16 protein-coding genes are annotated in these 18254 nt (G+C 68.1%); 9 read left to right on the plus strand and 7 right to left on the minus strand.

Translation table 11 applies throughout. The annotated features are described in order from the left end of the window. Positions 1-27: 27 nt before the first annotated feature. The 6 genes from WS92_RS12520 to WS92_RS32000 form a co-directional block, all read right to left on the minus strand. Positions 28-849: a hypothetical protein gene (locus WS92_RS12520; protein ID WP_006024255.1), complete on the minus strand. Its 822-nt coding sequence runs from the start codon at positions 847-849 to the stop codon at positions 28-30. Between the two features lie 59 nt (positions 850-908). After that, on the minus strand, positions 909-1472 hold the full coding sequence (locus tag WS92_RS12525; RefSeq protein WP_006024256.1) for a hypothetical protein: 564 nt from the start codon (positions 1470-1472) through the stop codon (positions 909-911). Between the two features lie 316 nt (positions 1473-1788). Next, entirely contained in the window at positions 1789-2769 is a 981-nt protein-coding gene (locus WS92_RS12530; RefSeq protein ID WP_167359313.1) for an HpnL family protein, read from the minus strand. A 91-nt stretch (positions 2770-2860) separates the two neighbouring features. Then, positions 2861-4108, minus strand: a complete 1248-nt coding sequence (gene hpnI, locus WS92_RS12535; protein WP_015601420.1) for a bacteriohopanetetrol glucosamine biosynthesis glycosyltransferase HpnI — start codon at positions 4106-4108, stop codon at positions 2861-2863. A 445-nt stretch (positions 4109-4553) separates the two neighbouring features. After that, positions 4554-6020, minus strand: coding sequence for a carbohydrate porin (locus WS92_RS12540; protein WP_059930545.1), 1467 nt, complete (start codon positions 6018-6020; stop codon positions 4554-4556). A gap of 98 nt (positions 6021-6118) precedes the next feature. Beyond that, a complete protein-coding gene (locus tag WS92_RS32000; protein ID WP_006024262.1) occupies positions 6119-6388 on the minus strand; it encodes a hypothetical protein in 270 nt (89 codons plus the stop codon). 1070 nt (positions 6389-7458) lie between these two features. Between WS92_RS32000 and WS92_RS35775 the strand changes: the two genes are divergently transcribed. The 9 genes from WS92_RS35775 to WS92_RS12590 all read left to right on the plus strand — a co-directional run bounded on the left by WS92_RS35775 (position 7459) and on the right by WS92_RS12590 (position 15362). Further along, positions 7459-7599, plus strand: coding sequence for a hypothetical protein (locus WS92_RS35775; protein WP_006024265.1), 141 nt, complete (start codon positions 7459-7461; stop codon positions 7597-7599). Between the two features lie 69 nt (positions 7600-7668). Continuing rightward, complete coding sequence (locus tag WS92_RS12550) at positions 7669-9327, plus strand: NRAMP family divalent metal transporter (RefSeq protein WP_059930543.1); 1659 nt, start codon at positions 7669-7671, stop codon at positions 9325-9327. A 69-nt stretch (positions 9328-9396) separates the two neighbouring features. Next, positions 9397-9576 (plus strand): hypothetical protein, encoded by a 180-nt coding sequence (locus WS92_RS12555; RefSeq protein WP_059930541.1) that lies wholly within the window; start codon positions 9397-9399, stop codon positions 9574-9576. A 353-nt stretch (positions 9577-9929) separates the two neighbouring features. After that, positions 9930-10157, plus strand: a complete 228-nt coding sequence (locus tag WS92_RS12565; protein WP_015600563.1) for a hypothetical protein — start codon at positions 9930-9932, stop codon at positions 10155-10157. Positions 10158-10350: 193 nt separating this feature from the next. Then, positions 10351-11712, plus strand: a complete 1362-nt coding sequence (gene gor, locus WS92_RS12570; RefSeq protein WP_015601892.1) for a glutathione-disulfide reductase — start codon at positions 10351-10353, stop codon at positions 11710-11712. 335 nt (positions 11713-12047) lie between these two features. After that, entirely contained in the window at positions 12048-13388 is a 1341-nt protein-coding gene (gene argG / locus WS92_RS12575; protein WP_006024271.1) for an argininosuccinate synthase, read from the plus strand. A 243-nt stretch (positions 13389-13631) separates the two neighbouring features. Next, positions 13632-14135, plus strand: coding sequence for a hypothetical protein (locus WS92_RS12580; protein ID WP_006024272.1), 504 nt, complete (start codon positions 13632-13634; stop codon positions 14133-14135). 79 nt (positions 14136-14214) lie between these two features. Then, a complete protein-coding gene (locus WS92_RS12585) occupies positions 14215-14934 on the plus strand; it encodes a hypothetical protein (protein ID WP_059930537.1) in 720 nt (239 codons plus the stop codon). A gap of 227 nt (positions 14935-15161) precedes the next feature. Further along, positions 15162-15362, plus strand: a complete 201-nt coding sequence (locus WS92_RS12590; RefSeq protein WP_006024274.1) for a heavy-metal-associated domain-containing protein — start codon at positions 15162-15164, stop codon at positions 15360-15362. A gap of 55 nt (positions 15363-15417) precedes the next feature. On the opposite strand, the gene WS92_RS12595 is transcribed toward WS92_RS12590, so the two are convergent. After that, a complete protein-coding gene (locus tag WS92_RS12595) occupies positions 15418-17841 on the minus strand; it encodes a heavy metal translocating P-type ATPase (protein ID WP_059930535.1) in 2424 nt (807 codons plus the stop codon). Between the last annotated feature and the right edge of the window lie 413 nt (positions 17842-18254).

Here is an 18254-nt window from a genome sequence, read left to right on the forward strand (position 1 = left end):
GGCCTTTCTCGTGGCGGCAGCGCTGCCTCAGCGCATGGCAGCCTTCGTCGCGCTGTTCGCCTGCTGCGACACTTGCGTGAGGATCTGCCCGGCCGCCGCGAACGACGGGTTCAGGTAGATCTTCGTGAACGAATGGCCGAGCGGATCGGTGAGCAGATGCAGGCCGAGCGAGAAGTTCGACGGCATCACCGTCTGCACGAGGCCGAGGCTGCCGATCACCGTGTCCGACGACGACGTCAGATAGCTCGAGCCCGGCAGCAGATAGCGCGCCGCGTTGCCGACGTTCACCGAGCTGATCTTGCCTTGTGCGCGCTCCGGTCCCGTGATCAGCAGATTCATCTCGAAGTTCGCGTACAGCGTGCCCTGCGAGTGGCCGACGAGCACGACCTTGCGGTTCTGCTGCAGATACGTGCGGTACTGGTTCAGGTGATCGGGCAGCTCGGGAGTCTCGCTCTTCGTCAGGATGTCGATGTATTTCTGTTGCAGTGCCGCGTCCATGCCGCCCGCGGGAATCGCGCCGCCGTCGATCGCGCGCCAGAAGTCCGCCGGGCTCGCGCCTTCGACCGATTTCTGCTTGAACACCTGCCACAGGTCGCTGAACGTGCCTTGCGTCGCGTTATATGCGTTGCCGTACACGTATGCGTTGTTCGCGTCGCGCGCGTTCAACTGGTTCTTCAGCACTTGCAGGCTCGCGACCGCATCGTCGAACGTATTGTTGATGCCGTTGACGAACACGATCGCGGAGCCGGGCGAGGCCGCTGCGGCTGGCGTGACCGTCGCCGCATGCGCGGCGTTCAGGTGCATAGAACAGGGCAGCGCGACGAGCGCGCCGGCAATCGTCAGCGTCACTAACTTTTTCATCGAAAGTCCCCTCGGATGGTGGTTGAAGCGCTACGGCGTCGGTGAACTCAATTCGGCATGGACGTCGGGTTGAAGCCGCACGATGCGGGGCCGGGATCGTCGAAGAACTGGCCGCCCGCGAGCGACTGGAAGCGGATGTACGCGAGCGTGTCGGCTTCGGTGTCGAGCATGATCGCGCGCGTGCTCTTGATCCGGTCGAGCATCGTCTGCTGGTCGACGCCCGCCTTCGCGAGCACGCGCGCGCTCAGCGCGCATGCGATGCCTTTCGCGATCGCGTCGCCGGCCGTCTTGGCGTCGCCCGGATCGTGGACGTCGTTGACCGCCTGGCTCCAGCCGTATGCGATCTGCGTGAGCGCTTCGCGCGTGACGGCCGAATCCGCGTATTCATGCGCGATGTATTCGATGACGCGAGGGGGAAGCGGTGGCGGCGCGCCGTGCGGCGCCGCCGCCGATGCGACGGCGAATGCGCTCGCGAGCGCTGCGGGCGCGGGTGATTTTGTTTGCTCGGCCGGCGTGGCGGCGGGCGCCGCATCGGTCGACACGATTCGCGCGCAGGCCCACACGAATGCGGCGATCGCGAGCGCGGCCGCAACAGGGTATTGCCATCGCATGCCCTCTCCTTTTGTTGTGTCTTTTGTATTCGTTGCGGACCGCAGCCGGTTTCCCGTCGCGATTCCGCAGTTCTCGTCTCCACCAACGGCTTGCAAACGTTACAAGAAATCATCGCAACGGGGAAGCGTTACCGTATCGTGAGCGAGGGCCTCGCGTCGTGGCGGTTCGAGTGCGGCGTCAATTGCTTCGATTATTGCGCCGCGTGACGAGCCGTCCGGCCCGATCCGATCATGCAGGTGGAAATTGAAAATGGCGTGACGGCGAACCGCGCGAACCGCGCGAATCGCACGAATCACGACGCAGTGCGCCGATCGCTCACGAACTGTTCGCCGCGACCGTGCTTTCCGCGTGCTGCCACGCGAACAGGCCGGGCACGAAGATCAGCAGATCGCGGATGCGTCGCGCGCCCGCGAGCCCGAGCGACGTCGCCGGGTCGAGCCCGAGCGCGCCGCCAATCAGCACGAAGCCGCCTTCCTGCACGCCGAGCCCGCCCGGCACGAAGAACGCGACGCTGCTGAGCGCCTGGATCAGCGCTTCGATCACGAGCGCGTCGACGATCGAAACGGGCGCGCCGAGAAAATGCAGCGCGAGCCAGATTTCGAGCGATGTCGCGAGGTGTTGCAGCGGCTGCCAGAAGAACAGATAGCGCACGACGGTGCCGCGCCGCCGCCAGACGGCCTTCAGCGCTTCGTCGATCTGCGCGGAGCGTTCGACGAGCGATGCGAGCTGACCGCCCGCGACGCGATTGAGCGCATGCATCGCGCGCTCGAACGGCTTCGCGTGCTGAACGAGCGAGAACAGGATCAGGAGCGGCGCGAGCGCGGCGAGCCCCCACGCGAACATGCCGGCGACGCGCGCGGTGTCCGACGTCGCGTGCACGAGCAGATAGCCGACGCCCGCGAGCGCGAAAAGCGCCTGGCTGATCAGCGTGAGCTGCATGTCCGACACGAGGCTCGCGACCGTGGCGGGTGCCGTCAGGCCATGCGCGCGCAACAAGCGGAACGATGCGAACTCGCCGCCGATGCGCGCAACGGGCAGCAGCCCGTTGACCGATTCGCGAATCCACACGAGTCGCAGCATCGCGCGCAGGCTCGGCCGATCCGGCGGCGCGATCAGCGTTTGCCAGTCCTTCGCGTTCGCGAGCATCGGCAGCAGATGTGACGCGGCGGCGAAGACGAGGCCGATCCCCGCCGCGCGCAGCAGATCCAGCACCGCGCGCGGATTGTCGCGCGCGACGAGCCAGAGCGAGACCGCGAGCCCCGCGAGCGCTGCAATGCGCCCCGCATGCTGCATCAATCGTCGGTTGCGCGCGTCGCGCGCATTGCTTCGTGATTGCGTAAGTTCGTTTGGCATGACGAAGAAAAACGTGTTCGATGCGTGACGCCGATCAGGCATTCGGGCGTTTTTCCGGCGCGGGGCACAGGCGGCCGTCGCGGTCGACGTCGAAGCTGAAGCCGCGCCAGATCACGCGCGACGACGAGAAGCTCGCGACGAAGATGCCGAATGCGATCAGGTCCGCGAGCGGCAGCAGCCACAGATCGCGCACCGGCCGCAGCGTCGCGCGATCGACGATGCACTTCGCGGCGACGCGCGCGGCGAGCGAGACGGGCACGAGCGGCCACGCCCACGCCGCGCCGCTCGACAGCACGCCGGCGAGCAGCGCGAGCGCGAGCGGATGCGTGAGCAGCGAGCCGAGGTGGCCGAGCGGATCGACCGCGCGGATCGTGCGGCTCCAGCGCAATTCATGCTCGGCGAGCTGAGCGACGCGCGTCTCGACGCAGCCGTGCTCGACCGCGAACGGCGGCACGACGACGCGCGCGCCGCGCGCGCGCACGGCTTCGCCGATCGCGTGATCCTCGGCGAGATGATGCGCGAACTGCGCGAGGCCGCCGATCGCGTCGAGCATCGCGCGGCGCATCGCGATCGTCTGGCCGAAGCATGGTCGCGCGAGCTTCAGCGCGAGGCCCGTCACGACGCCCGGCAGGAACTGATGATTGGTGACGAGCGCCTCGACGCGCGGCCAGAAACCTGGGTCCGGGCGGCCGCGATAGACGCAGGTGACGAGCCCGACGTCCGGTTCGCCGAGCTCGCCGACGATGTGCCGCACGTAGTCGGGGCCGACGCTCACGTCGCTGTCCGCGAAGATCAGCACGTCGTGCACGGCGGCGGGCAGCATGTTGACGAGGTTCGCGATCTTGCGGTTCGGGCCGTACAGGCGGGCGTCGGCGACGATCGTCACGTGCGCGCCGGGAAACGCGTCGCGCAATGCATCGACGGCGCGCAGCGCGGGATCGTCGCGATCGTGCACGCCGAACAGGAACTGGATCGGGCCGTCGTAGCGCTGCTCGCAAAAGCTCGCGAGATTCGCGAACAGCGTTCGCTCGGTGCCGTGCAGCGGCTTGACGATCGTCACCGGCGGGCACTCGCGCGGCTCGCGCGGCGCACGCGCGAAGAAGCGGTGCGTGAGCGCGGCCGCGACGAGTGTGTACGCGCAGCCGAATGCGGCCGCGATCGCGCACAGCGCGGCGAGCAAGTCGGCGAGCAGCGCGACGAAGCGGCCGATGTCGCCGAACGAGACCAGCTCGGCCGCGAGCAGCGCGCAGACGGTGCCGGCGAGCCACGCGAGCGCTTTCATCGCGCGGCCTTCGGCGTGCGGCGGCGCGGATGAACGGCTGCCGCGCGATCGGTCGTGCGAGCGTGGCGGCGTGCGGCGAGATCGAGACAGAACAAGCTGATGGCTCCGCGTGAATGCGACTCTCGTCGGGAGGCGCCGGGCCGGCGCGCGCGCGGCGCGCGGCCGGTCCGGCATGCCGTGTCCGGTCGCGCGCCGCAACGCTTAAGTTACTACGCGAAGCGGCGTTGGTGTGCGGCCGAATGAATCACGGTAATGCACGGAGCCGACTTTCTGATGGCACTATGGTGACAAATCGGTTTAGCGCCCGTTCCTGGCGTGAACAGGCTCCCGGCGATTTGACGGCGCGCGGGCGATGCGCGCAGGCGCGGTGCCGTCGTGAGCGACACGCGCGCGGCGGAAGAATGAAACGCGTGAAAGGCGTGCCTGGCGTGGCAAGCGAAGCGGATCAGAACGTGATCGTCGTGCGCACGCCGACGATCGCCTCGTTGCCGATGCGCGAGCCCGGCTCGTTCGGGTTCGGGATGCCGCCGCCCGGCCGGAATGCGTACTGGAAGTCCGCCTGCAACTGCCACCACGGCGTCACCTGATACTGATAAGTCGCCTCGATCAGCGTTTCCGCGCGGCGCACCGGATAGCCGGGCGTCTGGAACACGCCGGCGTCGCCGTCGGCGCCGCGCGCGTGCGAGCCGATTTTCGCGTAGCTGACGGCGAGCCCCGCCGTGTCGTTGTCGCGTCCGGCGAACGGCGCCTTCAGCGTGACGCCCGCGTTCAGCGTGAAATCGACCGCGTTGCGATCGCCGGGCGCGCCCATCACGCGCGCGAACACGTTCAGCGAGCGCGGGCTGTCCGCGCTCGGCCGCCACACCATCTGGTCCGCGACCGCGTAGAAGCCGTAGTTGCCGCGATGCGTCGCCGCGATGCCGTTGCTTGCCGGATCGGCGAGGGGCACGCCGTTCGTGTCGTAGCGCGGATCGGCGAAGCGCTCGGAGTTGTACCAGACGCCGAGCTTGTACATGCCGGGCAGGCCCGCCGGCTGCGGCGCCTTCGGATCGGCGGGCGGCGCGTTGAGCGCGTACTGGAGCTCGCCGATGAAGAGCGCGCCGTTGCGCAGGTTGAAATTCGTGCCGTGCCGATTGAGCTGTTGCGCGTCGCCCACGCCGCCCGCCGGATTGCCGTCGAACACGCCCGCCATCACCGTCCACGCGTCGGATGGCTTCGCGCGCAGCCGCACGCCGAGCGACGACAGCGGATACGCGGGGCCGCCCGCCGGCATGTCGACGGCGGGCAGCACGGGCCAGCCGAACGTCGCGTTGATGAACGTGCTCGCGTACTGGCTCACCATGAATTCCTGGTCGAGGCTTTGCTGGCCGATCTTCACGTCGGCGCGGCCGTTCGCGAACGACTGCTGATACCACAGCTCCCACAAGCGCGTCGTCCCTTCGGCCTCGATGCCGCTCGCCGTCTGCAGCAACTGCAGGTTGCGCGACGTGAGGCTCGTGCCGTGAATCTGCAGACCCGACACGTTGAACGTGCCGCCGGGCAGCCCGATCGCTTTTTCGGTGTCGACGCTGAAGCCGAATTGCGTGAGACCGTCGTATGCGCCGCCGCGGCTCGTGCCGCCCGACAGGTTGCGCAGGTACTCGCTCGTTTCCTGCAGATTCAGCGTGATCCCGTGATCGCCGAGCTTGCTGCGCAGGCCGCCCATGTCGCCGAACAGGTTCGAGCGTTCCCAGAAGCCGGTGGGGGCGGGCGTGGCGGCGGCATCGGCGGCCTGCGTGGCGGATAGCGTCTGCGCGCCGTCCGCGGCCGCGGCTTGCGCGAGCGCGGGGTGCGAGACGCCGAGCGACAGCAGCAACGGCAGGCCGGAAACGATGCCGGATTTGACGAGCATGTGACGGATGGTTTTCTTCATGACGAATCGTTGCCTGGATGAATGCGGGCGATATCCTCGCCCGCTCGCCGCTTGAGGTTGCCCGCCGGGCACGGCTGACCGTCGGGCTTGCCGGGTGCTCAGGAGAACCACCAGCTAACGCGCATCGCCTGATTCAGGCCGGCGCGGCCGCCCGAGGCGGACAGCAGCGCGACGATCGCGACAGCCCCCGCGATGGCGCCGACGATCGCGCAACTGATTGGCCGGACGATCAGCCCCGCGCCTGGCAGCGCGCCGTTGCTCGATGCGTTCGCCGCATGCGCGAGCGGCGAGATCGACGATATGACGATCCGGCGGCTCGCGAAATGGGCGTAGCGCCCGAGCTTAGCCTTGAAAAACTGAACAAGCATGACTTCGCTCCCGTCCGCTCCGGCTTGCGCCGGACGACGTAACACATCGCTTGCGCGCCGGAGGGGGGCTTGCGACGAGACCTGAACAGAGGAAGCGTGCTGCGTGCGTGCGGACGGAGGCCGCCGGTGATGAAGCGCGCTAACTCGACCAATGCGAGCTAGCGGCGAAGGAGGACCAGGCGGCTAGCGCGCGATTGCATTGCCGGCTTCGACCGGCGTCGGACTGCAACTACTGGGGGACGTGTCCACGAGGGACTCTCCTTCTGTGATGAACCGCGGCGGATTGTATGCGTGCCGTACGTGGGCGCGCAAGAAAAAAACGAATAAAGATGCCGGATCGGTCAACATCCGGCGAAATCGGCGCGTGCGCGCGGCAAGCGCCGCACGGTGCGCGTTCCGGCTTTCGATCCGGCTCCGTCCCTCGGCGATTGAAAGCAACGGGCACGGTTTCATCGCGTAAAAACTTACAGTGCCGCAAGCGCGGAAATTTTTTTTCGTGAAGCCGACGAACGTCATTGACTTTAGGTTCGCCGCCTACCTAGAATCCCGCCATCTCCACAAATGGGGCATCCGCCTTGGACACTTGCAGTAGTCGACTTTCGAGCAGTTTCTCCGCCTGAACGGCAAGACGTCCGCGCCCATTCATTCGCCGCCGTCCAGCCGATCAGGCAGACGGTGCGCGTCGCAGTTCGCAGTACCGCTTCCCCGTGCACCCTTGATTCGCGCCGCATGAGCGCTGCGTTTTCGCGCGCCCATCCGGCACTCGCCGCGAACGCCGGTTCGCGGCGCGCGTTCGCTTGGCGCTGCCGCATGCTTGGCATGACGGCGGCGTCGAGCGTGCGTGTTCGCGTGCGCGTTCGTCGTGCATGCGTGCTCGCAGTGAGCCAACCTTCAGACAAGGAGCCGACATGCCGGACAGTGACAGTCATCCCATATGCCGCACCCTGGATCTTTTCGATTTCGATCATCAAGGGAAGCGCGTAGGGCTCGATCGATAAGCGCATCGCGCGCATGACGTTCGGGCACGCGGCTTCCCGCCATGCGCGAGAACCCGCGCCCGGAGAATCATCATGCAATTCGGTCTGCTTCTGTCGCAACTGCCGCACGTCGCCGAATCGCGCGTCCACTACGACGCGATGCTGTCGCTCGAAGCCGCCGGCAAGCCGGCATTCGCCTCGTTCTGGCGGCGCCTGAAAACCCTGATTTCCTGAGACCAGCGGCGCGCTTACGCATGCCGATGCGGCGCTTCGACGACAACCATACGCATAGGGAGAAAACACATGTCCACGCCAACCGATATCTCGCCGCCCATCGCGCTCGAGCGCAGCGCGGTCCTCGATCAGGCGCACCTGGGCGACATCAGGGGCGCGTTCGGCACGATCGCGCACCACGACACGGCGCCGCGCAGCGGCTGGTGGGCGCGCGTGCGCACGCTGCTCGCGATCCTCGGGCCGGGTCTCATCGTGATGGTCGGCGACAACGACGCCGGCGCGTTCGGCACCTATACGCAGGCGGGGCAGAACTATGGCACGTCGCTGCTGTGGACGCTGCTGCTGCTCGTGCCCGTGCTGTTCGTGAACCAGGAGATGGTGCTGCGCCTCGGCGCCGTGACGGGCGTCGGCCACGCGCGCCTCATCTTCGAGCGCTTCGGCAGGTTCTGGGGCGCGTTCAGCGTGATCGACCTCTTCATCCTGAACGCGCTGACGATCGTCACCGAGTTCATCGGCATCACGTTCGTGCTCGATTTCTTCGGCGTGTCGAAGGTCGCGGGCGTGTGCATCGCGGCGGCGCTCACGATGGCGGCCGTCAGCACGGGCGACTTCCGCCGCTTCGAGCGCTTCGCGGTGGTGCTGTGCGTGCTGAGCTTGCTGCTCGTGCCGGTGCTCGTGTCGATCCATCCGCCCGTGCATCAGATGACGCGGGACCTGTTCGTGCCGGCCTGGCCCGCGCACGCGAAGCTCTCCGACGTGATGCTGCTCGTGATCGGCATCGTCGGCACGACGGTCGCGCCGTGGCAGTTGTTCTTTCAGCAGAGCTACGTGATCGACAAGCGGATCACGCCGCGCTTCATGAAGTACGAGAAAGCGGATCTGTGGATCGGCATCGTGTTCGTGATGATCGGCGCGATCGCGATGATCTCGTTCTGCGCGGCGCTCTACGCGGGCCGCCCGGAGGCGGGCGGCTTCACCGACGCGGGCGGCGTGATCGCCGGCCTTGCGAAGTACGCGGGCCACACGAGCGCGACGCTCTTCGCGATCGCGCTGCTCGACGCGTGCATCATCGGCGCGGCGGCCGTGTCGCTTGCGACCGCGTACGCGATCGGCGACGTGTTCAAGATCCATCACTCGCTGCATCGCGGCGTGTCGGATGCGAAGGGCTTCTATCTCGTCTACTTCGGGATCGTCGCCGCGGCGGCCGCGCTCGTGCTGATGCCGGGCAGCCCGCTCGGCCTGCTGACGGAAGCGGTGCAGACGCTCGCGGGCGTGCTGCTGCCGAGCGCGACGGTGTTCCTGCTGCTGCTGTGCAATGACCGGGCCGTGCTTGGCCCGTGGGTCAACTCGACGAAATTGAATCTGTTCACGGGCGCGGTGATCTGGGTGCTCGTGATGTTGTCGATTATCCTGACGGCTTCCGTGATGTATCCGGACATGAGCGGCGAGACGATGCTCGAGGTGCTCGCGGGCGGCACGCTGCTCGCGGTGGCCGGGCTCGCGGCGACGCTCGTGGTGCGCAAGCGCGTCGGCGGCGCGAACGTCGCTGCCGGCGCGGGCATCGACCGCAGCGGCCGCGACACGTGGCGGATGCCGCCGCTCGACGCGCTGCCGGCGCCGCGGATCACGCTGTCGACGCGCATCTGGATGGGCGTGCTGCGCGGCTATCTGGTGCTCGCGGTCGGGCTCGTGATCGTGAAGGTCGTGCAGATGGCGTTTTTCAGGTAGCCGGTGCGTGCGGCCGTTCGGCGCGCAGCGGCCGTTTTCCGACGATTCGGTTCCGATGGGAGCGACAGGATGAAGCGTTACGCATGGGCTGCATCGATGACGGCGGTGTTGCTGCTTGCCGCGTGCACGAGGACGGACGACGACGAAGTGAGCAGCAAGACCAACGATGTGGCCGTCGCGGCGGCGGGCGCGTCGGGCGCGTCGGCGAGCGTCGCGGCGGCCGCGCCTGCATCGGGCGCGAGCGAATGAACGCAAACGCGCGCGCGATGCGCGTCGCGCGCTGCGGTGCATGCGGAAAAACCAAGGAATCCTTCGAATGAAAGCCGCCTGAAAATTATCCGACATAGTTTGACAGTTGCGCGGACGGCAGTGAGCTAAGCTGCTTCGCGCGCGGCATCGAAGCGCGATCGTCGCCGATCGTGCGCCGCGCATGCGTTCCGGTTCGCTGTCGTGCGCCGGCGCGCGCATTCGCCGGCGTCTTGCGCGCCGGCTCGTGAGCGGTCGCGCCGAAGTAACCGGTGCTACCGAATGTGACAAACGCGGCGCTGCATGAATGTCCGTGCAATCATGCTCGCTCACGTTCAACCCAAACGGTGATTGCGATGGGAATCCTGAATACGGTAGGTGAGATTGCGGGCGCAGTGGCGGCCGTCGAGGCAGCGGAGAAGGTCGATCCGGACGCCGGTCTGCTGACGAAGGCCGCGGCCGCGGTCGCGGGCTTCAAGGGCGCCGAGGCGCTCGAGAATCTCGTCGAGAAGAAGAAGGACGACGAGGCGGCCGACGGCGACAACACGGCCGCGCCGCAGGACGGCGACGCATCGCAGGCGTGACGCGTCGGCGCGACGAATTCGCGTCGCGCACGGCACCCGATGAAGCGGAGGGCATTGCCCTCCGCTTTTTTCTGGGCGGCGCGCGGAAGAATCCACAGATGATTGCGCTGTATGACAGTACGCGCGCACCGCGCCGCAAGAAATTCGGAAACTTGCTATCGTCCGGTCATCGAGGCTTCGATCAGGCGGCGCTATGGAATTCGACTACGATCTCTTTGTCATCGGCGCGGGCTCGGGCGGCGTGCGCCTGAGCCGGGTCGCGGCGTCCTGCGGCGCGCGCGTCGGCATCGCCGAGGAAGAACGGATCGGCGGCACCTGCGTGCTGCGCGGCTGCATTCCGAAGAAACTGCTCGTCTATGCCTCGCACTACAGCCACGACGTCGAGGATGCCGCGGGCTTCGGCTGGACCTTCGACATCGGCCTCTTCTCGTGGCCGGCGCTCATCGAGGCGAAGGATCGTGAGATCGCGCGCCTGAGCGGCATCTACGTCGATCTGCTGAACAAGTCGGGCGTCGAGATCCACGCGGGGCGCGCGACGCTCGTCGACGCGCATACGGTCGATGTCGCGGGCCGGCGCGTCACCGCGCGGCACATCGGCGTCGCGACCGGCTCTCGGCCGGTGCTGCCGCCGATTCCCGGCATCGGGCACGCGATCACGTCGCGCGAGGCGCTCAGCCTGCCCGAGCTGCCCGGGCGGATCGCGATCGTCGGCGGCGGCTACATCGCGGTCGAGTTCGCCGGCATCTTCAACGGGCTCGGCGTCGACGTCGACCTGTTCTATCGCGGCGAGCAGATCCTGCGCGGCTTCGACGACGACGTGCGGCGCGCGCTGCACGGCGAGATGACGAAGCAGGGCGTCGCCATCCATACGCGCGCGGCGATCGAGGCGATCGAGCGCGGCGCCGACGGCGCGCTGACGCTCAGGCTCGCGCAGGGCGCGCACGGCCCGTACGACGCGGTGCTGTACGCAACGGGGCGCGTCGCGAATGCCGACGGGCTCGGGCTCGAGGCGGTCGGCGTCGCGCGCGACGCGAGCGGCGCGATCGAGGTCGACGCGTATTCGACGACGACGGTGCCGTCGATCCACGCGATCGGCGACGTCACCGCGCGCCCGCAACTGACGCCCGTCGCGACGCGCGACGGCATGCTGCTCGCGGCGAACCTGTTCGGCGGCAAGCGGATCGCGGCCGATCATCGCTACATCCCTTCCGCGGTGTTCAGCCAGCCGGAGATCGCGACGGTCGGCCTCACCGAGGCGGATGCGCGCGCCGAGCTCGGCGCGCTCGACATCTACAGGACATCGTTTCGCGCGCTGCGGCATACGCTGTCCGGCCGCGACGAGAAGACGCTGATGAAGCTCGTCGTCGCGCGGGACAGCCAGCGCGTCGTCGGCGCGCACATGGTCGGGCGCGATGCGGCGGAAATCATCCAGGGCATCGCGATCGCGATCCGGGCGGGCGCGACGAAGGCGCAGTTCGACGAGACGGTCGGCATCCACCCGACCGCGGCCGAGGAGTTCGTCACGATGCGGCAGAAGGAGCCGGACGACGCGTGATTGCGTCGATGGGGGCCGGCGGGCGCGCCTGGCGCCTTCAGGCCGGCGGTGGCCGCTCGCCGCATGCGGGCGGGCGAGGCTGCCGCAATGCCCGGCCGGGCGCCAGCAAGCGTGCGTCGAGCGCGATCGTCCGGCCCGATCCCGCTGACTGGCCGGTCGGTTGCACCGCCGAGCCATTGCGCCATTCAATCGCCCGCCCACCCGCGCCGCGTGCCGCCACGGCCCCATTTACGGCCCGCCGCGGGCGCGCGCGAGACTTGCCTCATAATCGGGCACAGCCGATACTCTTGGATTCCGCGAAATTCCCCCTTCCAACTGATTGAACGGTTTTCGTCATGACCACGATTCTTGAAAATCTCCCGGCCGGCCAGAAGGTCGGCATCGCGTTCTCCGGCGGCCTCGACACGAGCGCCGCGCTGCACTGGATGCGCATCAAGGGGGCCGTTCCTTACGCGTACACGGCCAATCTCGGCCAGCCCGACGAAGACGACTACGACGCGATCCCGAAGCGCGCGATCCAGTACGGCGCGGAAGGCGCGCGCCTGATCGATTGCCGCGCGCAGCTCGTGGCCGAAGGGATCGCGGCGCTCCAGTGCGGCGCGTTTCACATCTCGACGGCGGGCGTCACGTATTTCAATACGACCCCGATTGGCCGCGCCGTGACGGGCACGATGCTCGTCGCCGCGATGAAGGAGGACGGCGTCAACATCTGGGGCGACGGCAGCACGTACAAGGGCAATGACATCGAGCGCTTCTACCGCTATGGCCTGCTCGTCAATCCGGACCTGAAGATCTACAAGCCGTGGCTCGACCAGCAGTTCATCGACGAGCTCGGCGGCCGCGCGGAAATGTCCGAATTCATGCACCAGGCGGGCTTCGGGTACAAGATGTCCGCCGAGAAGGCGTACTCGACCGATTCGAACCTGCTCGGCGCGACGCACGAGGCGAAGGATCTCGAGAGCCTCGAGAGCGGCATCAAGATCGTCAATCCGATCATGGGCGTCGCGTTCTGGCGCGACGACGTGAAGATCGACAAGGAAGAAGTGACGATCCGCTTCGAAGAGGGCCGCCCGGTCGCGCTGAACGGCGTCGAGTACAAGGATGCGGTCGAGCTGCTGCTCGAGGCGAACCGGATCGGCGGCCGCCACGGCCTCGGCATGAGCGACCAGATCGAGAACCGGATCATCGAGGCGAAGAGCCGCGGCATCTACGAAGCCCCGGGGCTCGCGCTCCTCTACATCGCATACGAGCGCCTCGTCACCGGCATCCACAACGAGGACACGATCGAGCAGTACCGCGAGAACGGCCGCCGTCTCGGCCGCCTGCTGTACCAGGGCCGCTGGTTCGATCCGCAGGCGATCATGCTGCGCGAGACCGCGCAGCGCTGGGTCGCGCGCGCGGTCACGGGCGAGGTGACGGTCGAGCTGCGCCGCGGCAACGACTATTCGATCCTCGGCACGCGCTCGCCGAACCTCACGTACCAGCCGGAGCGCCTGTCGATGGAGAAGGTGGAGTCGATGTTCTCGCCGCGCGACCGGATCGGCCAGTTGACGATGCGCAACCTCGACATCACCGACACCCGCGACAAGCTGCGCATCTACTCGCAAGTCGGCCTGCTGACGCCGGGCGAATCGTCGGCGCTGCCGAAGCTGAAGGAAGACGAGAACGGCAAATGACGTCCTGACGTCCGGCCCCGCCGCGGCAGCGCGGGCCGGCCGACGTGAAGCAAGAAGACGCCCGCGCCGCAATCGCGCGGGCGGCGCGCCGCGAAAGCGCGCAAAAGCGCGCAAAAGCGCGGGCCGCTCGCCGGTCCGCGCTGCCGGACCGGGGCGAGCGCGCCCGCCGTCCGCACGCATCAACCGTCGAACGAAGCCGCATTCGTCGCGTTCACAGAACCGATAACAAGAATGGAGGTTGATATGTTCCAGATGCTGCCGCCGATGACGTTCGGCCGACGCCTGTCGGTGTGGTGGTCGTGCATGTGGCGTCAGACGCTCGCCAGCGCGCCGGTATGGATCGCCGGCGTCGCGATCGTCGGATGGTGGATATGGCGAACCGATCCCGTCGCCGGCCGGCTGCCGAGCGGCAACGCGACGGCGATCGCCGGCGTCGCCTTCATCGTTGGCCTCGCGGTTTGCCTGCCGATCACCGGATACATGGTGCGCGGCGGGTTCGCCGCGCACGCGCTGACGGCGCCCGGCCGGCTGTCGCTGTGGCAGGCGCTGACGCTCGGACTGACGACGGCCGGCTGGGCCGCGCTGGCCGCGCTGCCGATCAGCGTGGCGACGATGCCGCTGCGCCATGCCGGCCATCCGCTCGTCGGTCAGGCGATCGGCTGGATGCTGAACGTCGCGGCCGGCATGTACATCGTGCTGCCGCGGCAGGCGCGGCGGCTGCGGCTGCTCGCGGGCGAATCCGCATGATGTTGCGCGCGCCGTGACCGGCGCGCGCGGGTTGCACCGCACATCGACGAAGGGGGCGCGAATGAACTGGAGAATCCGCATGCGGGCGGCGGTCGCGGCGGCCGCGTTTTCAGCGGGCCTTTCGGCTAGCGTGCCGGCGATCGCCGCCGGCCCGGCGGTCGACGCGGGCCGCTATCTGTACGTCGAAGGCGGCAGCGCGCACGGCGTGCTGACCGTCAAGGGCAATGCCTTCGACATCGAGACGATCGGCGGCAACTGCCATACCTGCGCGCTGAGCGGCACGTTCGATGGGCGCGTCGGCATCGCGCGCGACGGCGACAACGTATGCCGGATCGCGGTGTCCGGCGGGCACGGCGTCGTCAGGCTGGATACGTCAGGCTCGGACGCGTGCCGCGATTTTTGCGGGATGCGCGCGTCGTTCGACGGTGAATATCGGCGCCCGAGCGCCGCGTGCGCCGATCGCGCGCGGAGCGTGCGCACCGAGCGGTCGCACAAGCAATACGCGGCGCACGACTACGATGGCGCGCGCGCGACGCTGAAATCGCTGCTGGCCGAATGCAGCGGCTTCATGGACTGGATCGAGCTGGACCGGGCGAAGAGCGATCTGGCGCTGACGGAGTACCACCGCGGCGATCGCGCGCAATGCGTGGCCGTGCTGTCCGATACGCTCGCCTATCGCGCGCAGCAGGATCATAGCGAGGCGTTCGGCCTGCCGCCGTGCGACGCCGACAACTACAAGCCGACGGGCGACGCGATCCTGCACAATCTCGCGCTTTGCCGGGCGCCGGCGAAGCGCTGACGCGCGAGCCGGGCGGGGCGATTCGACGATTCGACGATTCGACGATTCGACGATTCGACGATTCGACGATTCGACGATTCGACGGCCGCGACGAACGTGTCGCCGGAGCCGATCGCAGCGGGCGCGCCGGCCCCGGCTGCGCAGCCGATCCGCGCCGCCCGCGCTTGACCTTCCCACTGTGGGAAGATTCATCCTTCGATCGCCCCAAATCCCCCTGGAGAAGCAACATGAAGCTCGAAGTGAAGGACATGTCGTGCGGCGGCTGCGCGAACGCGATCACGCAGGCGATCAAGGCCGTCGATGCGTCGGCGGCCGTTTCCGTCGACATCGCGTCGAAGGTGGTCGAAGTCGGCTCGGCGCTCGGCGTCGAGCGCGTGGTCGAGATTATCGAAGCCGCGGGATTCCATCCGGCCGTCGTCGCCGCGTGAGCGGCATGGCCGGCGTTCGAGCGTCGAGCAGATCCGCCGCCCGCGCGCCGCCCGCTCAGGTCTTCGCGGCGCGCAACCGCAGCGCGTTGCCGATGACGGAAACCGAGCTCGCCGCCATCGCGGCGCTCGCGAAGATCGGGCTCAGCGTGATGCCGAACCACGGATACAGCACGCCCGCCGCGACCGGAATGCCGACTGCGTTGTAGACGAATGCGAAGAACAGGTTCTGCCGGATGTTCTTCATCGTCGCGACGCTGAGCGCGCGCGCGCGTGCGATGCCGCGCAGATCGCCCTTCACGAGCACGATCCGGGCGCTGTTCATCGCGACGTCGGTGCCGGTGCCCATCGCGATGCCGACGTTCGCCTGCGCGAGCGCCGGCGCGTCGTTGACGCCGTCGCCCGCCATCGCGACGACATGCCCTTGCTGCTGCAGCGCCTGCACGTGCCGGTACTTGTCCTCGGGCAGCACGCCCGCCTTCACGCCGTCGAGCGACAGCGTCTTCGCGACCGCGTTCGCGGTGACGGGATTGTCGCCCGTCAGCATCATGATGCGCGCGCCCGACGCCTTGAGCAGCCGCACCGCGTCCGGCGTCGTCGCCTTGATCGGGTCCGCGACGCCGATATAGCCGGCAAGCCTTCCGTCGATCGCGACATACATCACGGTCTGGCCGGCTTCGCGCAGGCGATTCGAATCCGTTTCGACAGCCGTGCAGTCGATCGCGAGGTCCGCCATCAGATGCGCGTTGCCGAGCGCGACCGCGCGCTCGTCGATCGTGCCTTTCACGCCCTTGCCGGGCACCGAATCGAAGGATTCCACCGGTTTGCGCGCCGCGCCCGCCTGCGTCGCATGCTCGACGATCGCCTGCGCGAGCGGGTGCTCGCTCACGCCTTCGAGGCTCGCCGCATCGCCGAGCAGCGCGCGCTCGCGCCGCGGGTCGAGCGCGACGACCGTCTGCACGCGCGGCCGCCCCTGCGTCAGCGTGCCGGTCTTGTCGACGACGACGGTATCGACCTTCTCCATCAGTTCCAATGCTTCGGCATCCTTGATGAGCACGCCTTCGCGCGCGCCTCGGCCGACGCCGACGATGATCGACACGGGCGTCGCGAGGCCGAGCGCGCACGGGCACGCGATGATGAGCACGCTGATCGCGACGACGAGTGCGTTCGCGAGCGCGGGGGCCGGACCGAACGCCGCCCATGCGACGAACGCGATCGCGGCGAGCGCGATGACGGCGAGCACGAACCAGCCGGACACCTGATCGGCGAGCTTCTGGATCGGCGCGCGCGAGCGTCCGGCTTCGGCGACCATCTGCACGATCCGCGCGAGCAGCGTGTCGGCGCCGATCCTTTCCGCGCGCATCACGAACGTGCCCGTCTGGTTGACGGTCGCGCCCGTCACCGGGCTGCCCTCGGTTTTCTCGGCGGGCACCGGCTCGCCGGTGATCATCGATTCGTCGACGCTCGAGTGCCCTTCGACGACGATGCCGTCGACCGGCACCTTCGAGCCGGGTTTCACGCGCAGCGTATCGCCGACGACGACCGCCTCAAGCGGGACGCTCTCCTCCGAGCCGTCGGACTTCACGCGCACCGCCGTGTGCGGCGTGAGCTGCAGCAGGCCGCGGATCGCGCTCGACGTGCGCGCGCGCGCGCGCAGTTCGAGCACCTGGCCGAGCAGCACGAGCGTCACGATCACCGCCGATGCCTCGAAATAGAGCGGAATGTCATGGCCGTTGCGGAACGCCTGCGGAAGCGCGTCGGGGAACAGCAGCGCGAACACGCTGAACAGATAGGCCGCCGCGACGCCGAGCGCGATCAGGCTGAACATGTTCAACTGCCGCGTGACGAACGACTTCCAGCCGCGCACGAAGAACGGCCAGCCGCCCCACAGCACGACAGGCGTCGCGAGTGCGGCCTGCACGCATTGCGGCCACGACGCCGCCGTCCCGAACGGCCGCGGCCAGCGTGCGAGCAGCGCGTCGATGCCAGCGCCGATATCGAACGGCAACGCCATCGCGCCCATCGTCATCAGCACGAGCGGCACGGACAGCGCGAGGCCGACCGAGAAGCGCCGCGTCATCGATTCGAGCTCGGGGTTCCTCTCTTCGGCCGCGCCCGGCGCGAGCGGCTCGAGCGCCATCCCGCAGATCGGGCAGTCGCCCGGCTCGTTTGCGCGTATCTGCGGGTGCATCGGGCACGTGTAGATCGTGCCCGGCTGCGCCGCGGCTTCGCCGGGCGGCTGCTTCGGCATCCCGACGAACTGCTGCGGCGATGCGCGAAACGCTGCCAGGCACCGGTCGCTGCAGAAGCGATACGTGCGGCCCCGATAGTCGTATCGACGTTTCGCGTCGAGCGGCACCGTCATGCCGCAGACCGGGTCGACCACCGTTTCGCCGGGCGCCCCCGCATCGTGCGAGCGACTCGGATCACGCCGTTCGTCCGCGTCGTGGCCGTGATCGTGATGGACATGTGCGTCGTGCATGGCAAGCGCTCCTGTCTCGTCGATGGATGTCGATGTCTGCCGCAACGGCGCGCTTCACTTCCCGAAGCGTTGCGATGCCGATGGCCGCGATGCATGAAAAGATGGGCGAGCGGGCGCGAGCAACAACGGATGCGGCAGGAAGCCGAGCGTGCGGCATCGATGGCGAGGCAGCCACACGACGGTTGCGATTGCGCCGAGCCGGCGCGCCGCGCCGATCGCGAAGCGCCGTGCAGCCTCCATCTCCACCGACGCCCGCGTGGGGCGGGCAATCCCGAATCCCGTTGCGAGCGGCGTGGCGACCGTTGCAATCGCGAATCGCTTGAGTGCTTTCATTTCGGGGGCCTGAGCACCGGGATCGAACGCGAATGATCATTTCACTGTAGTGCTGGCTGGATGATGCGGGTTGACCTACC

Source organism: Burkholderia sp. MSMB1588 (assembly GCF_001546925.1).
Lineage (GTDB): Bacteria > Pseudomonadota > Gammaproteobacteria > Burkholderiales > Burkholderiaceae > Burkholderia > Burkholderia humptydooensis.

What these genes read in the sequence shown, in the direction of transcription:
- WS92_RS12525 (WP_006024256.1), bottom strand. Translation starts at nt 1,472, where the DNA reads ATGCGATGGCAATACCCTGTTGCGGCCGCGCTCGCGATCGCCGCATTC.
- WS92_RS32000 (WP_006024262.1), bottom strand. Translation starts at nt 6,388, where the DNA reads ATGCTTGTTCAGTTTTTCAAGGCTAAGCTCGGGCGCTACGCCCATTTC.
- WS92_RS12585 (WP_059930537.1), top strand. Translation starts at nt 14,215, where the DNA reads ATGCGGGCGGCGGTCGCGGCGGCCGCGTTTTCAGCGGGCCTTTCGGCT.
- WS92_RS12565 (WP_015600563.1), top strand. Translation starts at nt 9,930, where the DNA reads ATGGGAATCCTGAATACGGTAGGTGAGATTGCGGGCGCAGTGGCGGCC.
- gor (WP_015601892.1), top strand. Translation starts at nt 10,351, where the DNA reads ATGGAATTCGACTACGATCTCTTTGTCATCGGCGCGGGCTCGGGCGGC.
- WS92_RS12590 (WP_006024274.1), top strand. Translation starts at nt 15,162, where the DNA reads ATGAAGCTCGAAGTGAAGGACATGTCGTGCGGCGGCTGCGCGAACGCG.
- argG (WP_006024271.1), top strand. Translation starts at nt 12,048, where the DNA reads ATGACCACGATTCTTGAAAATCTCCCGGCCGGCCAGAAGGTCGGCATC.
- WS92_RS12580 (WP_006024272.1), top strand. Translation starts at nt 13,632, where the DNA reads ATGTTCCAGATGCTGCCGCCGATGACGTTCGGCCGACGCCTGTCGGTG.
- WS92_RS12595 (WP_059930535.1), bottom strand. Translation starts at nt 17,841, where the DNA reads ATGCACGACGCACATGTCCATCACGATCACGGCCACGACGCGGACGAA.
- WS92_RS35775 (WP_006024265.1), top strand. Translation starts at nt 7,459, where the DNA reads ATGCAATTCGGTCTGCTTCTGTCGCAACTGCCGCACGTCGCCGAATCG.
- hpnI (WP_015601420.1), bottom strand. Translation starts at nt 4,108, where the DNA reads ATGAAAGCGCTCGCGTGGCTCGCCGGCACCGTCTGCGCGCTGCTCGCG.
- WS92_RS12540 (WP_059930545.1), bottom strand. Translation starts at nt 6,020, where the DNA reads ATGAAGAAAACCATCCGTCACATGCTCGTCAAATCCGGCATCGTTTCC.
- WS92_RS12550 (WP_059930543.1), top strand. Translation starts at nt 7,669, where the DNA reads ATGTCCACGCCAACCGATATCTCGCCGCCCATCGCGCTCGAGCGCAGC.
- WS92_RS12555 (WP_059930541.1), top strand. Translation starts at nt 9,397, where the DNA reads ATGAAGCGTTACGCATGGGCTGCATCGATGACGGCGGTGTTGCTGCTT.